Source organism: Pedobacter sp. AW31-3R, from assembly GCF_052180285.1.
Classification (GTDB): Bacteria; Bacteroidota; Bacteroidia; order Sphingobacteriales; family Sphingobacteriaceae; genus Pedobacter.
In genome coordinates, this window is the sequence record NZ_CP197475.1 from 4,127,719 (window position 1) to 4,144,983 (window position 17,265).

The 17,265-nt window shown below is 49.9% G+C and carries 13 protein-coding genes; 1 reads left to right on the plus strand and 12 read right to left on the minus strand.

What is annotated here, in order from left to right; all coding sequences use genetic code 11:
- Nucleotides 1-103: 103 nt before the first annotated feature.
- From ACSBL2_RS16895 to ACSBL2_RS16940, 10 genes are all read right to left on the minus strand, one after another.
- Nucleotides 104-2,152: an aceric acid hydrolase gene (locus tag ACSBL2_RS16895; protein ID WP_442587723.1), complete on the minus strand. Its 2,049-nt coding sequence runs from the start codon at nt 2,150-2,152 to the stop codon at nt 104-106.
- Between the two features lie 111 nt (nt 2,153-2,263).
- Entirely contained in the window at nt 2,264-3,520 is a 1,257-nt protein-coding gene (fucP, locus tag ACSBL2_RS16900) for an L-fucose:H+ symporter permease (RefSeq protein WP_442587724.1), read from the minus strand.
- Nucleotides 3,517-3,975, minus strand: coding sequence for a MaoC/PaaZ C-terminal domain-containing protein (locus ACSBL2_RS16905; protein ID WP_442587725.1), 459 nt, complete (start codon nt 3,973-3,975; stop codon nt 3,517-3,519). Before ACSBL2_RS16905 ends, fucP begins: the two co-directional genes overlap by 4 nt.
- Before the next feature lie 12 nt (nt 3,976-3,987).
- Nucleotides 3,988-5,052 (minus strand): Gfo/Idh/MocA family protein, encoded by a 1,065-nt coding sequence (locus ACSBL2_RS16910; RefSeq protein WP_442587726.1) that lies wholly within the window; start codon nt 5,050-5,052, stop codon nt 3,988-3,990.
- Nucleotides 5,053-5,055: 3 nt separating this feature from the next.
- A complete protein-coding gene (locus ACSBL2_RS16915; RefSeq protein WP_442587727.1) occupies nt 5,056-6,300 on the minus strand; it encodes an extracellular solute-binding protein in 1,245 nt (414 codons plus the stop codon).
- A complete protein-coding gene (locus ACSBL2_RS16920) occupies nt 6,287-7,447 on the minus strand; it encodes a CaiB/BaiF CoA transferase family protein (protein ID WP_442587728.1) in 1,161 nt (386 codons plus the stop codon). Before ACSBL2_RS16920 ends, ACSBL2_RS16915 begins: the two co-directional genes overlap by 14 nt.
- A complete protein-coding gene (locus tag ACSBL2_RS16925) occupies nt 7,447-8,601 on the minus strand; it encodes a CaiB/BaiF CoA transferase family protein (RefSeq protein WP_442587729.1) in 1,155 nt (384 codons plus the stop codon). Before ACSBL2_RS16925 ends, ACSBL2_RS16920 begins: the two co-directional genes overlap by 1 nt.
- Nucleotides 8,598-9,758, minus strand: coding sequence for an ABC transporter substrate-binding protein (locus ACSBL2_RS16930; protein WP_442587730.1), 1,161 nt, complete (start codon nt 9,756-9,758; stop codon nt 8,598-8,600). The genes ACSBL2_RS16925 and ACSBL2_RS16930 overlap by 4 nt, the downstream gene beginning before the upstream one ends.
- Nucleotides 9,759-9,857: 99 nt before the next feature.
- The gene (locus tag ACSBL2_RS16935; protein ID WP_442587731.1) at nt 9,858-11,399 is read right to left on the minus strand and encodes a RagB/SusD family nutrient uptake outer membrane protein; all 1,542 of its coding nucleotides are present in this window, start codon (nt 11,397-11,399) and stop codon (nt 9,858-9,860) included.
- Nucleotides 11,400-11,410: 11 nt separating this feature from the next.
- A complete protein-coding gene (locus ACSBL2_RS16940) occupies nt 11,411-14,551 on the minus strand; it encodes a SusC/RagA family TonB-linked outer membrane protein (protein WP_442587732.1) in 3,141 nt (1,046 codons plus the stop codon).
- 431 nt (nt 14,552-14,982) lie between these two features.
- Between ACSBL2_RS16940 and ACSBL2_RS16945 the strand changes: the two genes are divergently transcribed.
- Nucleotides 14,983-15,759 (plus strand): IclR family transcriptional regulator, encoded by a 777-nt coding sequence (locus ACSBL2_RS16945; RefSeq protein WP_442587733.1) that lies wholly within the window; start codon nt 14,983-14,985, stop codon nt 15,757-15,759.
- Between the two features lie 19 nt (nt 15,760-15,778).
- Here ACSBL2_RS16945 and ACSBL2_RS16950 read toward each other — a convergent pair whose 3' ends face one another.
- Together ACSBL2_RS16950 and ACSBL2_RS16955 are read right to left on the minus strand one after the other, a co-directional pair.
- A complete protein-coding gene (locus tag ACSBL2_RS16950) occupies nt 15,779-16,006 on the minus strand; it encodes a ferredoxin (RefSeq protein WP_442587734.1) in 228 nt (75 codons plus the stop codon).
- Nucleotides 16,006-17,244, minus strand: coding sequence for a peptidase U32 family protein (locus ACSBL2_RS16955; RefSeq protein ID WP_442587735.1), 1,239 nt, complete (start codon nt 17,242-17,244; stop codon nt 16,006-16,008). The genes ACSBL2_RS16950 and ACSBL2_RS16955 overlap by 1 nt, the downstream gene beginning before the upstream one ends.
- Nucleotides 17,245-17,265: the final 21 nt, after the last annotated feature.

Below are 17,265 nucleotides of genomic sequence, written 5' to 3' on the forward strand. Positions count from 1 at the left end.
CAATTGAAATAGGGCAACAAAATACATCCTGGTCCTTTTTGTTACCACCGAATAATAGCTGAACAAAAAAGACCAGGATCATACCCATACTTTCCTCACGGAATTACCGGCTTACCGGCAACCAGACCGACATTTCTGCATGTCCCCTGTTGCCCCAGGCAAAATAAGGAATCAGACGAATAGGAGTACTCACACTTTTATCTTCCAGTGTACGGTACAGCACATTTGTCCAGTCCTGATGTTCAACCAGCTTCGCCTCTCCTTCCAGGGCCATCATTTCTGCCCCTTCAATTTTGATGGGACTGGCCTTTAGTTGTATGGATGAAGGGATGCATACATTAAAAATACGCTGACCGGGAAGGTCTTTAGACTCCAGGCAGTACACCACCGGACCGCGTTTTACCGCCACCTGATTCCTGTTTTCTTCCACCAGCGGATTGGACTCCACCAACTGTGCTTCCATCGGTAAAACCAGTTCCAGCACATCGCCTTTTTTCCATTTGCGGCTGATTTCCGCATATTGACCAGGCTGCAGTGCCACTCCGCTCAGTACGCCATTCACTTTCAGCTCTGCATTTTTTGTCCATCCCGGAATACGGAAAAACAGGGAATAGGGTTTAGCAGCATTTTCTTTCAGTGTCACCCTGATATTTCCATCCCATGGATAATTGGTCTCCTGGTCCAGGCTCACTTTCTGGCCATTACCCAGCTTGGTACGCAGGGTATTTCCTCCATATAAATTGAACCAGACCCCCTTTTCAGAGATACTGTAGGCATAGTCGCCCACTTCGGCAATGGTACGTACGACATTCGGGGGACAGCAATTTGATAAACCAATATAAGGAACACGGTCTTTGGACCAGCGCTGTTTGAAAGGCAGGTCGTCTGCATAACTCAGGGGATTCGTATATAAAAACTTCGTCCCGTCGAGGCTGATCCCCGACAATACACTATTGAACAGGGCGAGTTCCATCACATCTGCATATTTCGCCTCCCCGGTAATCTGCAGCATCCTCCAGTTCCACATCACATTGCCAATATTGGCACAGGTTTCATTGTGAGCCGTAAAATTCGGCAGCTGGTAATCCCTTCCGAAAGCCTGGTGGATCTTCTGTACCTCTGCAGGATCATAGGACGTTCCATCCGGAGAAGTTCCATCATACAATGATCCGCAGCCACCGGTAATGTACATTTTATGGGCAGTCAGATCGTCCCACATCAGGTTCAGCGTATGCATCAGGGAGTCATTTCCTGTTTCCGCATACAAATCGGCCACGCCTGCAAACAGGTAATTCGCCCTTACAGCATGGCCTTTAACCTTGGTCTGCTGCAGGAAAGGAATCCGGTCCTGGTTGTCATCCGTACCATCTTCAATCTTTCCTTTGATGGCAATCAGGTGCTGTGCCAGTTCCAGGTACCTGGGATCTTTTGTGCTGCGGTACATCTCAATCACCCCCATATAGTGGGATGGACAAATGGCATTTCTCGCCAATGCCGGAGATGCTTTCTGATAAAAATTATAGAGGTAGTCGGTTGCACGTTTCGCTACTTCCAGCAGGTTTGTTTTTCCGGTAGCCCGGTAATGGACACAGCCTGCAGTCATCAGGTGGCCGATGTTATACGCTTCAAAACTCAGGCGGTCCTGAAACTGGTTATTTGATCCGGTCTTGCGCTGTTCAATCATGGCCTTGGTATAGATATAACCATCCTCCCGCTGCGATTTCGCAATCACCGCAATGGCTTTGTCCATCAGGATAGTTAATTTCGGATCGCCAGTAGAAGCATACATACTGGCCATTGCTTCCAGTGTTTTGTAATAATCGCCGTCGTGAAAAGAAGGGCCGGTATGCGATCCGGTGTCCAGTCCCGCCGCAATTTCAAAGTTTTTAAACGCATGGCTGATCTTGGCATCATTATAAATCGCCCACATATTGGGCACCATCGTTTCCCTGGCTACCTTAAAGCGGTCTGCCCAAAAGCCCTTTGTCCAGCTCAGGGCCTTCATATCAGGACTATGGAGTTTGGCATGTGTACTCCTGCTGGTGTTCATCAGACTTTTTTCCTGCGCCTGTACATCATTTAAGGGAAGGAATAGGGAAGGCCATACACTGCACACTAAAATACCGCCTAATGTTGCTATAAATCGTCTCATCTTTAAATTTGGTTGTTCTTAATTTTAAGGATAAAGCGATCAGGCATTACCAGAACAGCTCCATCCTGTGCCGTAAAAATGATTACTTTAGCCATAAAATTCTGATATGATCTATTCAATTTTATATACTTTATAACCTTTCAGCGCAAAACACAGAATCACCAGGTAACACAGCAAAGGCACCGTATATCCGATCTGTATATCGTCATGGTTGAAGTCGATCACCGCCCCCATCACATAGGGAAATATGGCTCCGCCGACAATCGACATGATCAGCCAGGAAGAAGCGGCTTTGGTCCCTTCCCCCAGTCCCGCAATACCCAGCGCAAAAATGGTAGGGAACATGATCGACATAAACAATCCCAATCCCCCTAAAGCATAAATCACATAGGCCCCATTTCCAAGGATACAAATCAGGCTGAGGAATATGGCCATCAGGGCATAGACGGCCAGCAAGCGCTGTGCAGTCACGTAACGGAGGAAAATAGTACCGATAAAACGGCCGCCCATAAACAGCAGCCCATAAATCACGAGGTAATATCCGGCCGTTTTCTCATCTGCCCCCGCCCCCTGCTGGGCCATACGGATGAAAAAACTGGTCACGCAAACCTGGGCACCCACATAGAAAAACTGGGCAGCGACCGCCCATTTCAGGTGACGGTGTTTCAGTACAGTGAAAAATCCGCTTCCTCCCGGTCCTTCAAGTCCTTCAGGTTTCACTTCCGGGAGATGGATGAACCTGAAAATAAGGGCGACCAGCAGCAGTATACTTCCCAGGATGAGGTAAGGCATCTTTACCGAGGAAGCTTCTTCCAGCAGGTAAGCCAAACGGTTCGCCTCCGGCATGGCTGCCAGCTCCCCTGCACTGTACTCCTTGCCGGAAAGGATAAAACGGGTGCCAATGATCGGGGCAATCATGGCCGCCAAACCATTAAATGAAGCCGCCAGGTTAATCCTGCCCGTTGCTGTCGCTTTGTCCCCCAATACCGTAACATACGGATTGGCAGCAGTTTCCAGCAGGGTTAAACCACAGCCAATAATGAACAAGGCAACCAGGAACAGCTCATAAGCCCGAGTATTTGCAGCAGGAATAAATAAAAAAGCGCCTGCAGCAAAGACCAGCAATCCGGTGATGATACTGTTTTTATAGCCCCATTTTCTCAGCACCATCCCCGCCGGCACGGCCATCAGGAAATAGGCGAAAAATACGGAAGTGTCTACCAGGGTCGACTGCCGGTTATTCAGCTGGCAAGCCTTTTTCAGGTGCGGGATCAGGATAGAATCCAGGTTATGTGCCATCCCCCACAGGAAAAACAGGCTTGTGGTTAAAATAAAGGGCAGCAGGTATTTGTTGTTTGGACTACTCATACGAAGCTGCTTTTATCTTGCCTTTTGACCAGCAACAGGTGATCACAGACCAATACCACCTCCCCATGCTGGTTGATGATCTCGACATGTTCCGTTACCGTGCCGTATTCCGGTTTTTTAGCTTCCAGTTTTTCTGAAATCGTGATTTCTGAATGGATAGTATCACCGATGTGTACCGGTTTAACGAAGCGCAGACGGTCGTACCCTTTGGAAAAGGCTTCCGGATTGATTTCCGAGGCCGTGAGTCCGATGCCAATGCTGAAGACCATCGTTCCATGGGCAATCCGCTTTTTGAAAGGCTGGGTTTTACACCACTCCTCATCCATATGGTGAGGGAAAAAGTCGCCCGTATGTCCCGCATGTACCACAAAATCAGTTTCTGTGAGCGTACGGCCAAGGGTGACCCGTTTATCTTGTAATTGGTAATCTTCAAAAAATATAGACTTAAAATACATCTGCGTAAGTTTTTAGTAGGTTAAGGATATTCCCCCCTGATCGCTGGAGGTGTAAGCGGATTCCACCGTGGCCATGGTTTTGATGACATCCTCCACGCTGGTCGGCAATATTTTGGAAGAACCTTCCCGGAAACGCATGAGGGAAGCCATGGTTCCTATAAAGGCTTCGGGGAACCAGGATCCTTCCAGGAGCAGGCGCTCCCATTTCAGGGGTTTCCCCGCTTCGGGAATACAGTATTCAAAAGTATCCGGTATGCCATGTGGATAATCCATCAGCAAGCCCATTTTAGCTTTTATGGCCCCCTTCGTCCCTTCCCATTTGATATAACTTTCCTGGTGCTCAGGCCCGAAATCGTGGTCATGGTTAGTATTGATGACCGCATGCAGCGTATCCCCATAATCAAACAATAAGGTGGAACGGGAGGAAGACAAGTCCTTTGCCGGGTGCCGCAGCGTTTTGGCCAGCATGCTTTTCGGATTGCCCAGGAAGGAACGCACCAGGTCCACATAATGGATACTGTGGTACTGGATTTCAAGCCGCGGATGCACCATCACATGCGGAAAGATTTCCCATGGGGTCTGGATCGTCACTTTCACTTCCATATCATACAATTCACCAATGAATCCCCTGCTGATCATCCACCTGGCCGCAGTCACGAAAGAGGCATAACGCAGCTGGAAATTCACCGCCGCCACCAGTTTCTTTTTCCTGCACAATTCCAGGATGGCACGGGCCTGCTTAAAATCATCGCCCATAGGCTTCTGGATCAGCACCGCCGCGCCATCGGGCAGCTGTTCCAGCGTTTCCAGGTACTGTGCCGGCATCAGCGTCAGGTCGTACACCGCATTCGGCGGAGCCGATAACACTGCTTCCGCTACCGTACCATACACATGGGGAATATGGAATTGTGCAGCCAGCTTTTCTGCCCGCTCCCGGGTACGGTTGACAATTCCATAGACCTCAAAACCTGCAAGGGCATAGGCAGGAAGATGGGCGTCAGCAACAATTCCCCCGGCACCGATGATGATGACAGGCTGTGCCGTTTCCGGTAATTCAGGTTTATACTTGATTTCCATAGTTTATCGGTTTAACAGTTGAATATCCGCATTTGCGCTTTTGATCAGTTGTTCAGTAGGCAGGGAGGTATGTAAAGCATCCAGCACCAGCTGGTCTATGATGGCCGCGATCTGTACCCAGTTCTTTTTCTGTGGCAGGGAAACCGCTCCTTCGTGCAGCTGCTCCAGCTGCCGGTAATAGGGAATGATACGGTTGATATCCTCATCCTTCCAGCTGGACATCCGGCAGCCGATGCCGCCCTCCAGGGTCAGCAGTTTATCGTTTTCCTCATTTACCGCAAAGCGGATGAAGTCGTACGCCACCTGCTTGTGCAGGCTCCCGCTGCCAATGGTATACAACCAGTACACGTTCAGGGAAACCGGGGTGTTCCCCTCGGTTGCGGGCAGGCCGGAGACCGCCACTTTCCCCTTTAGAAAGGACAGCGGATCGACCTCACAGATGGAGGCAAAACCAAACCAGTTGATCATCATGGCGACTTCGCCGCGACCGAATGCCATTCCGGCCTGTACCGAGTCGTATGTCGCAGAACCGGGATGAACTGCCTGCGCATCGCCCATGAGGGCCCTGTAATAGTCCAGGGCTTCCACAGCCTCCGGGGAATCCAGATCAATATCCCCCGCTGCATTGACCAGCTCCCTTCCCCTGCTCCAGAGCTGCAGGCAAAAGTCGAATACGGTATTGTGCCCATCTGGAAATCCGGCGAAGACCGTTCCGTACAGCTGCTGTTCCGGACGATGGAAAAACCGGGCTACCTGCCGGAACTCTTCCCAATTCGCCGGCACACGCAAGTCCTGCCCGTATCGCTCCGCATACCTCCGTTTTTCTTCCGGATCTTCAAAAAGGTCCTTCCGGTAAATCAGGCATTCCGGCCCATTGTGGAAAGGCAGGCCGGCGACCTGTTCCCCAAACTGCTGCAATTCCAGCAGAGAGGGACTCCAGGCTTCCGGGAAACCGGAGGGTGGCGACTGCCGGATATAGGGCTGCAGGTTTTCGAATGCCCCCGCTTCAAAGCCTCCATATACCCAATCGGTATTGATATGGGCAATGTCCCAGCGCCCTTCTGCCAGTCCGTTTTCCAGCAAAGTGCCGGTATAAAGCTCATGCAGGTCCAAAGCCACAAATTCTGCTGAAAGCTGGCATCCGGAATACCGGCAATAGCGGTCCCATAATTTTTCCATGGCCGACTCAAAAGGGCCGAACTTACGCACAGCCATCCTTAAGGTGTCCTGTGTTTTATGTATTCCCATTTGTGTATAAGCTAAATTCCTGAATCAGTTGTGCATTGTCCTGTCCCAGTTTCGGTGACCCGACAGGGGAAGTCAGCCGCTCCCCGTTGATCCTGATCGGACAGCGGGTGGTGCGGTAGCGGTATCCGTCATTCATCTCCACTTCCTGCACCATGTCCAGCACCTTAAACCCTTCATGGGCCATCAGCTCCTTCCAGTTCAGGACAGCCGAACACCAGATATCGGCAGGCTCCAGGATGGACAACCATTTTTCTGTTGTTCCACCCAGCAAGTGTGCCGCCAGGATGTCCTTGATCTCATCACGCTGGTCGAATGCCTGTGCGGGATCCTTAAAATCAAGCAGGGCTGCACATCCCAGCAGGCTCCCCAGCACAGGAACAGATCCCATGGCCAGGGAAAGGTAACCGTCCTCCGTTTTGTAAATCCCGTAAGGGGCACCGAGGTAGGCATGTGCATTATTTTTCAGGGAGCGCTCCGGCAGTTCCCCGCCATCATTCATAAACGTCGTGAGGGTTTCAAACTGGAAGTCATGTGCCGATTCCAGCATACTCACCTGCACAAAGGCACCGGTCCCTTTGATGGCTTTACGGTATAAACAGGCAAGGATTCCCTGCGCGAGGTGTGTCCCGGCCAGCATATCGACAATAGAAAGTCCCATGGCTACAGGACCTGCATCTCCGTTTCCACTGAGGGTGGTCAATCCCGTTACCGATTGCAGCAACAGATCCTGCCCCGGTTTACCCGACCAGGAACCTGCAGCACCATAGCCTGAAATCTCTCCATAGATGATCCCCGGATTGTATTTTTTCACCGCTTCATAGCCAAATCCCAGCCGTTCCATTACGCCAGGACGAAAATTGTGGATCAATACATCGGCCTTCAGCAGCAACTGGTGCACCTGTTCGGCATCACTTTCCAGCTTCAGGTCGGCCGCAAAACTTTCCTTATTCCTGTTGATCGCGTGAAAAACAGAGGATTCCCCGTTCATCACCAGATTGGACGTATAGAGCGTCCGGCAGATGTCACCCGTACCTGGCTTTTCAATTTTTATCACCCGCGCCCCCATGTCGGCCAGCTTCAGGCTGGCAGAGGGACCGGAAAGGAACTGGCTGAAGTCAATAACCAGATAGTCGTCAAGTACACTCATTATTGTCCTGTTATAAATTCTTTATCAATCATTTCATTGCCCGATCCTATTTTCGGGGCGGCTTTATCCGTCACTATTTTTTCCCCGTCAATCCGGATAGGATGACGGGTAGTGTCCAGCCTGGTTCCATCCGGAAGTTTCAGGCTTTGCCTGATCTCCATATCCCTGAACACCTCCAGTTCCGTCGCTTCTTTATAATTCAGTACAGCAGCACACCAGATGTCATGTGGTTCTAAAAGGTCTAACCAAAAACTGTTCGACTGTGTTTTAAACGTAGCGGATAATCTCTGCAGCAGCTGGTCACGGTTGTCAAATGCAGAACTGGCATCCAGATAATCTGCACTGATGTCACAACCGATCAGATTGCAGATCAGGGGCAGGTTGCCCATGGCCATCGCCAGGAAGCTGTCGGCCGTCTGGTAGATCGCATAAGGTGCACTTAAATACGCATGTGCACTTCCCCGCACCACACTGCGTGCAGGGAGCTGTCCCCCATCATTCAGAAAGGTGGTGAGGACTTCAAACTGTACGTCAAGCACCGATTCCAGGAGGCTGACTTCCACCAGCATGCCTTTTCCTGTTTTCGCCCTTTTAATGAGGGCGGCAAGCAGTCCCTGTACCAGGTGGTTGCCACCCATGATATCCGTTACGGCAATCCCGAATGGCACAGGTCCGTCTTCACTGCTGCCCGACAGATAGTTCAGGCCGGAAACGGACTGGATGAGCAGGTCCTGTCCCGGTTTATTGGCCCAGGGCCCTTCATTTCCATAACCGGTCACCAGGCCATAGATGAGTTTCGGATTAATTTGCTGCGCCGCAGCGAAATCAAGCCCTATTTTCTCCATCACGCCGGGCCGGAAATTATGGGTCATCACATCAGCCCTCGCGATCAGCTGCTTCACCTTTTCCAGGTCATCCGGATTTTTCAGGTCTGCCGCATAGGATTCCTTATTCCTGTTGATGGTATGGAACAACAGGCTGTCCTCCCCTACAAAAAGGTTTTTAATCGACAATTGCCTGCAGGCATCCCCTTTATGGGGACGTTCAATTTTAATGACCCTGGCACCCAGGTCTGCCAGCTTTAATCCTGCAGATGGCCCCGCCAGAAACTGGCAAAATTCTAAAACGAGGAGTCCTTCCAGTGGCCTGTTCATGATAACTGCAGTTTTCTGGATTCCACATACAATTTATTCAGGGTAGCCAGCACTTCCTTTTCCCGGCCACCTTCCATCAGGTACTGCCGCAGGATATCACCTGCATGGTCCTGAAAATAGAGGTGACCATGGTAACGGGGGCGTAAAAATGCACGCTGCAGGGCGGGGAGGGTACGACTGAAATACTGTTCACATTTCCCGTTCACCCCGGAATCTTTCCAGGCAGCCAGGTGTCCGGGTTGACCGCCATTATCGAAGAAAACCGTCTGCTGGCAGCCCGGCGAAGCCACGTACGCCGCATAACGGACCGCCATTTCCTGATGCGCTGAGGAGGCCGAGACGGCCAAACCTGTTCCGCCCAGGGTACTCCGCAGGTTATTTTTTCCATCGAGACTAACCATATCATGAAAATGCAGCAGCCGGCGGGCATATCCCCTTCTGGAATAATTCGAATAGCCATAGGCAAAAGGACAATAGGCAATATCGTCGCTTAAAGTCATCGCTTCATATACCTGGATCGGGTTTCTGTTGAAGTTCTCCGGGTGTATATGTGCCGCCAGCTCCCGGAAAAGCTGTAAGGCCTGGATTCCGGTAGCTTCCGAGATGAGCCGATCTTCCTGCTGGCAGGGATCTTCACCGAGGGAGCAGCAAAAAGTATAAAAGTTCATCAGCACATCTATCGGTATTCCGGCGAAAGCCACCAGGCCTTTTGCAGCCAGGGCAAGCAGCTCCTCAAAAGTCCGGGGAAGGTCAATCCCCTTTTCAAGGAGCAGGTCTGGCCTGCTGGAAGCCACGGGAGTCGCGGCATCAATGGGCAATGCCCATTGGTGACCGCCATAGTGGTAACTTTCGTAGGATTGTCCCACACTGTTCAGCCGCTGGTCTTCCAGGTAAGCCTCCGGCAGGAAGGCATCGAGCGGAAGAATAGACTTCGTTTTTGCAGCAAAACCCGCCCAGGGATGGTCGATCACCAGCAGATCGAAACGTTCTGCCAGCTGCTGGATAGAAAAATCTGCAAACTCCTGCAGGCTCCTTTTTTCCCATTTGATCTCTACCTCCGGATGGAGTTCTGAAAACCGTTGTGCCGTGGCCACCATCGGGGTATATCCCCTGCTATGGTTCCAGGTAATTCCTTTTAAACTTATTTTTTCAGTCATGAGCGGTATCGGCTAATCTTTATATTTCTGTTGATAGGTGTAGGTTTAAAATAATTGATAGGTGTAGGTTAAAAACATGAGATACAGGATCAATTTCATTTAATAGCCCGCATTCTGCACCAGTCTTGGGTTTGCATCCAGTTCTGATGTCGGGAAAGGCAGTAAATAATTATGCAGGGCGAATACCAGGGGACTTCCGGCAGGACTCTGTAACTGCGGTAATTTGAGATGGGCAATGTTCCATCTTTTCAGGTCATTGTAGCGCTGTCCTTCCAGGGCAAACTCGATACGCCTTTCATGGCGGATATAGTTTCTGAGCTTCTCCTGGGTATTGTAGGCTGACTCATCCACCACCGGCATGCCGATGCCTGTTCTGCCACGGACATCATTCAGCGCCTTGTACACCGATGGATCCGGCCCTCCGCTTTCATTCTGTGCCTCGGCATACATCAGCAGCACATCTGCATAACGCAGATGGATATAATCCTGGTCGGTCGAGGTAGCCGTATTAGACGTAAAAGGTGCGCGGGAAAGATCCACATATTTTTCCATCAGGAAACCCGTGGAAGGAATGATAAACCCAGTCCATGCCACATTCAAGGAATTCCGCCATACTTCATCCGGTAGTTTCACCGTCAGGTCCAGTCGAGGATCGCGGTTGGCATATGGCTGCAGCGGATTGTATAAAGGAGAAGTGGCTGTGGTTTTTCCATCCGTCATTTCGTAATCATCCACCAGGTCTTTATAGGGCTGTATCAGGGAGAACCAGCCCAGTTCAATGTCCATTCCGCCTGCACCGGGACTGGTACGCTGTGGATTGGTTGGTGCAAGGTATTGCGTGGAGAACATGATTTCCGTATTTACAGCGGCATTTGATTGTCCGCTGGTTTTAAACAAGGCCGCATAATTATTGGACAGCGCAAACTTACCGGCGGTCATGATCTCCCTCAGCAGGCTAACTGCCTCCGTCCATTTCTGCTCGGTGATCAGCACTCTGGCTTTGATCCCCTGCGCGCTTCCTTTCACCACATGCCCATTATATTTTTCGTCAGGTAAATTGGCAATAGCGAAATCAAGGTCTTCCCTGATAAAGGCATACACCTCTTCTTTGGTACTTTTCGGGATTTTCACCTCATCTACGGTATTGGGATAGGTCTTATTGATCGGTACACCACCGAAACTCTGTACCAGGTCGAAGTAGGCAAAAGCCCTGATAAATCGGACTTCCGCCTTATACAGGTTCTTCTGTGATTCATTGACGGGTGCTTTGTCGACATTATCCAGAAAGTAATTGCAGGAAGTAATGGCCCGGTAAGGCGAGGACAGCATATTGTTCAGCGCGCCACCGATCCCCGGAGAGATACTGCCTGTAGTCAGTTCCAGCAGGCTGTTCTGGTTGGTGTTCTGGAAGGCAAAGGCATTGTCACTCAAGGCATCGAGGTACACCCGTTCATAACCGAGGAAATTTTGCTGCAGGCGGGAGTATACCCCTGCAAGAGCCGTCTGCACATCTGCCTCAGAGTTCCAGAAAATCTCATTGGACACGCTGTTCAGCGGATTTCTATCCAGGAATTCCTTCTGGCAGGAATTGAAAGTCAGCAGCGCAAAGGCTGCACAGGTAAGGATATATTTAGCTTTCATGGGGATACAATTTAAAATTTAACATTAAAACCAACATTGTAGACTTTCGTCTGCGGGTACTGGGCCAGGTTTCCGGTCACGCTGGAACGCTCAGGATCCCCACCTTCATAGTCTGTCAGGGTAAACAGGTTATCGGCAGAGACATACACACCCAATCCCTTTACCCCAATTTTTGATAATGCCGTTACCGGTACATCATAACTCAGGATGATATTTTTCAGTCTCAGGTAAGAGGCATCCTGCAGGAAAAAGGTAGATCCGGCATAATTCGCTGCCGCACTGTAACCTGCCACATAAATCCCCGGTAAGGTATTGCTCCTGTTTTCCGGTGTCCAGGCATCTCTCCATTTTGTTGTCGGTGCAGTGCCCTGCATAAAAGGATCTATCCCCCAGTTGGTTACCCGGTTTTTAACGCCCTGTACCCCCTGGAAGAAAGCATTCAGGCTAAAACGCTTATAACCCACATTAAAGCCAAAGGAATAATTGAAATCCGGATAAGCACCATCAACCACCACGCGGTCATTGTCATTCACTACCCCATCTCCGTTCACATCTTTCATCTTCAGGTCGCCCGCTTTCGGATTCGGGTTACGTGCATGTACCGGTACTGCCGGATTGCCGATGTCTTCTACCTGGAATACGCCATCCCACTGGAAAAGATAGTGTGAACCATAAGGAAGTCCGACTTCATTGATCGTGGTTCCCTTGGTTGGGGTACGCAGTTCAATCACCTTATTCTTCGCGGTGGAGATCAGGAAATTCAGGCCATAGCTGAGCTCCCCGATCCTGTTCTGGTGTGTCAGTGCCAGCTCAATTCCCTGGCTCCGCATTTTACCATCATTGATCGTAGGTGCATTTAAGCCCAGACTCAGGGGTACCGGAGGTCTCGACAGGATATTGAAGGTGGAGCGCCTGAACCAGTCGAACGTGACCCCAAACAAGCCGTTTTTAATGTTCAGGTCAAAACCGGCGTCAATACTTTGTGTCGATTCCCAGCGAAGGCTCACGTCTTTAAAGTCGTTGATGGCCCCACCCTGCTGAAGGGCACCATTTCCAAAAGGATAATTCACATTGCCGATAACGATGTTATTCTGGTACAGATAGGTTCCGATATCCTGGTTACCCAGTGTTCCATAGGAACCCCTCAGCTTCAGGCTGCTCAGCCAGCTCAGTTTATTTTTGATGAAATCTTCCTCGCTCAGCAGCCAGCCCAGGGAGAAGGAAGGAAACATTCCCCACCTGAAATCGGGCGACACTTTCGAGGTCCCATCGTAGCGCAGGTTTCCTTCCAGCAGGTATTTACCTTTATACTCATAGTTCAGGCGGCCAAAGAAGGAACGCATTCCCCATTCCGAGGGGCCCGCCAGGGAAGGCAGGCGCGGGTGGGTGAAGTACAATGATTCTCCGGAAGGTGAATAGCCGGTCAGGTCTTCCAGTACCGGGGCAACCGAGTTGATCCGGCGCCCCCTCAGGTTCTGGTATTTATTGAATAACTGCTCATAACCGGCGAGGGCCTTGATGTGGTGGTTACTGGCAATGGTCGTTTCATACGTCAGGGTAGAGTACAGGGTCGGATTTAAAGTTTTGGCAAACTGGTCGGTCACCCCTAAAATATCAGGCCCGAAAGTATCCCTTTTGTATTCATTTGTGGTGGCATTCCTGTCCTGCAGCAGATAGGCATCATAGGGATGCTGGTACATCTTATACTGTTCATCGGTATAGTTAATGGCGACTTTGGAACTCCAGGTAAAACCTTTAAAAGGTTTGATATCGATATAGGCCTGGGCATTCAGGTTATATTCCTTGGTATTTTGTTCCCCCATGGCATAGGCTTCCTGTGGATTGCGGTTCCTGCCTTCGCCGGCATAGGCACGGGAAACTACACGGCCGGAGCCGTCAGGCAGAAAAGGCCCGTAAAGCGGTCCCGCGGCATAGACCAGTAGCGCCATATTTTCACCGGTAAAAGGAGGTTCCTTACGGTCTTTATAGGTCATGTTCATGATCGTTCCTACACTGACATTCTTGCTCAGCTGATTGGTATAATTCAGCAATACATTATAGCGTTTGAATTTATAGCCCTGAAAAACCGCATCCTGGTCCAGGAATCCGGCAGAGAGATTGAACGTACTTTTCTCCGTTCCGCCAGATACGGACAGGTTATGTGTCATCACGGTTGCAGGATTGATATAATAATCCATGTTATCAAAACTTGGAAACTGCGGATCCCCATTGGAATTCCTGTATTTTTCGATATCGGCCAGCGGGTACCTAAAAGTCAATCCCGACCGCTGTGCAGCCACGTTGTATAACTCCATGTAATCTGCCGAATTGGTAATCAGGTCGGGCAATGCCGTTGGGGTGTGTCTTGCCAGGTTCGCCCGGTAGCTGACTACGGTCTGCCCCTTCTTACCCCTCTTCGTGGTCACCAGGATCACCCCGTTTGCCGCCCTCGCACCGTAAATAGCGGCAGAGGAAGCATCTTTCAGTACGGTTACATTCTCGATATCGTCTGGTGACAGGTTATTAAAAGAGCCTGCTACCCCATCAATGAGGATCAGCGGATCGGTGCTGCCGCCATAGGTAGAGCGGCCGCGGATCAGGAAATTGGGATTGTCCCTTCCAGGCTCGCCTGAAGGTTGCGTCACCTGCACCCCGGTAATTCTTCCCTGCAGCAGGTTTGCCGCATTTGGCGCTGCACGCTGCGTGAGTGTGGCACCACTCACAGTAGCCACCGCACCGGTGAGACTGGCTTTTTTCTGCGTACCGTAGCCCACCACCAGGACTTCATCCAGTGCGGTCTGGTCTTCCAGCAGTTTGATATTGAGCTGTGTCCTGTTATTTAGCGGGACTTCCTGCACCAGGTAACCGACAAAAGAAAATACGAGGGTGGCGGCAGAAGAGGGCGCGGCAATCGTGTACCGGCCATTCACATCCGTCACTGCACCGATAGTGGTTCCTTTGACTTTGACACTCACGCCAGGTAAAGTCTCGCCGGTTGCAGAAGCGACTTCACCCCTCACCGTAAGGGTTACAGGATTATTTTGTGCCTTCCCCGCGAATGCGGAAAAGATCAGGAGCAACGCGATAAAATTCGAGGTTAAAGCGCTGCCATACCATGCAGAGCAATGGTATTTGCAATTCATTGTGTTCATACGTTTATTGATTTGGTTGTGTTTGTTTGCATGCTGAACCGTATTTCAGGTCGTTTTTCCGGAAGAATCCCGGCTTTCATTTTCTGTTGAAATGATATTTTCTCCTTGGGCGTTTGAGGTTGACAAATCTGTTAATTGAATTGTTACTTTTTCAGCAACACGCATCTGCAATCAGGAATACAGCCCCAGTAAAACACTGAAAACCAGACATCCACACAATAAAGGATCTATATCTATATTTGGTTATTATTCAAATATAAATATTGTTTTCATATTTGAATCATTTGTATATAAATATTTTACACAATTGTAAATATTTTGACGATTTTCAGCGCTGTCCGGACAGCCCTTTTCTTTCTTTCATCCGCCTCCTGACCGGAAAATTGAAATGATGGTCTAATTGGTTATGTTTGTACCATAAATTGCAGGCCATGAACACGGACAACAAATACCAGGCACCGGCATTAGATAAAGGGTTGGATATCCTGGAATATCTTTCTGCGCAGTCAGCCCCCCAGTCACAGACAGATATCGGTTTGGGAATTGACAGGAATCCGAATGAGATTTACCGGATGCTGATGAGCCTTGAGAGTCGCGGTTACATTCTGAGGGACCATGTTTCAGGAAAATACCGCTTATCGCTGAAGCTTTTCTACCTTTCGCACCGCCATTCTCCGGTAGATGAGCTGTTGAAAGCCGCAAAATATCCTTTGGAAGAACTTGCCCATATCCTCCGCGAGTCCTGCCACCTCAGTGTATTGTACCTGAACCAGGTGATGGTGGTAACCCATGTCAAAAGTCCTGCCCCAATTGCCTTGTCCATTGAAGAGGGGCATCTGTTTGAATTGCCCTTAACCGCTTCCGGAAAGGTATTGCTGGCATTTATGGAAGAAGCGGAACAGGCGACAGTCCTGGCCGCAAATGAGGTCTATAAAAAGTTTCCGAAGAAGGAAAAAGAGCAGTTTCTTCTTTCCCTGCAACAGATCAGGGAGGATGGCGCATACATCCGGTCGAGCGAGCTCGCGGAAGGTGTGGTCGATATCTCATTGCCCATCGGTGATGCACATACCGGGGTCATCGCCTGTCTCACCATATCCAGGTTAACCACACTGAACAGCAGTAAAAGTATGGCCCATACCGATGCCGTGGAAGAAGCCCGTAAATGTGTTAAGAAAATTGAAGACAGGATAGGGATAATCAGGTCATGATTTTTAAATCACCGGGTGTTTATACCCTTTCCACGCGGATGATATTCACCGGGCAATTCAGGGCAGCACGCCTGTTGCTCTCATATTCATCATCCCCCACCAGTACGGTATAAAAATCCTTCTTTTCCAGGCCGTGTACCAGTGTACATTTCCCGTCCTTGCGGGACATGCGCCAGCGATAGGCATCGGCCTCTACACAGGCATTACAGCCAATACATTTTACTCTTTGCTGGGTGATCCTTACCATCAGGCATCTACAATTTTATACAACTTATCTGACGGACGGATTTTGCCGGACAGCGCTATGGAAATCGAATCCCCTTTGCTTACCCTGCGTGTCACCACATTGTCCCGCCTGATCTCCGTCACTTTGCTCTGTATCACCCCTGTGGTGGGGCCGGTAATGAGGATATCATCTCCCTCCTCCAGGCTCTGTGCTTCCATTTTAAATTCTGCCACCCCGGCTTTCTCGAAGTATTTCACCCCTTTACCGATGTAAATCTTCTTTTTCGTTGCCTTGGAACCATACACCTCACTCCATTCTCCCATTTTACGTCCCAGGTAATAGCCATCCCAGAAACCACGGTTAAATACGGTAGAAAGGCGTTCTTTCCATAAAACCGCTTTCTCCCTGGTATAGGTTCCTGCCTGATACGCATCGATAGCCTCCCTGTAGCAGGAAATGGTGGTATACACATAATCGGCACTCCTGCCCCGGCCTTCAATTTTCAGGACCGTCACCCCGGCATTTAACATTTCATCCAGAAAGTCGATGGTACACAAATCCTTGGCCGACATGATATACTCATTATCGACTTCAAATTCCACCCCCTGTTCCTTGTCGGTCACGATATAACTGCGGCGGCAATTCTGGATACATGCACCCCTGTTGGCGGAAGCGAAATCAGAATGCAGGCTTAAATAACACTTACCGGAAACGGCCATACACAAGGCTCCATGGGCGAACATCTCCACCTGTACCAGTTTCCCGGAAGGCCCGGTAATATTCCTTCTTTTGATATCGCGGGTAATCGCTGCAACCTGCATCAGGCTCAGCTCCCTGGCCAGCACCACCACATCGGCAAAAGCGGCAAAAAACTCTACGGTATCAATATTGGACACATTCGCCTGTGTGGAGATATGGATTTCCACTTCCTGTTTACAGGCATAATTCAATACGGCATAATCGGAGGCAATAATGGCATCCACCTGGTTTTCCTTCGCGGTGTCCACAATACGTTTCATGAGGTTAATGTCATGGTCGTACAAAATGGTATTGAGGGTAAGATAGCTTTTCAGGCCATGGGTACGGCAAATGGAGGTAATCTCTGCCAGGTCATCCAGGGTAAAATTGGCGATCGACCGGGCACGCATGTTTAATTGTTCAATACCAAAATATATGGAATTGGCACCTGCCTGGATGGCGGCCTGCAAAGATTCGAAAGAACCTACAGGAGCCATCAGCTCTATGTTAGGGTGAGTCATGATAAAGGGTTTCCTATTTGA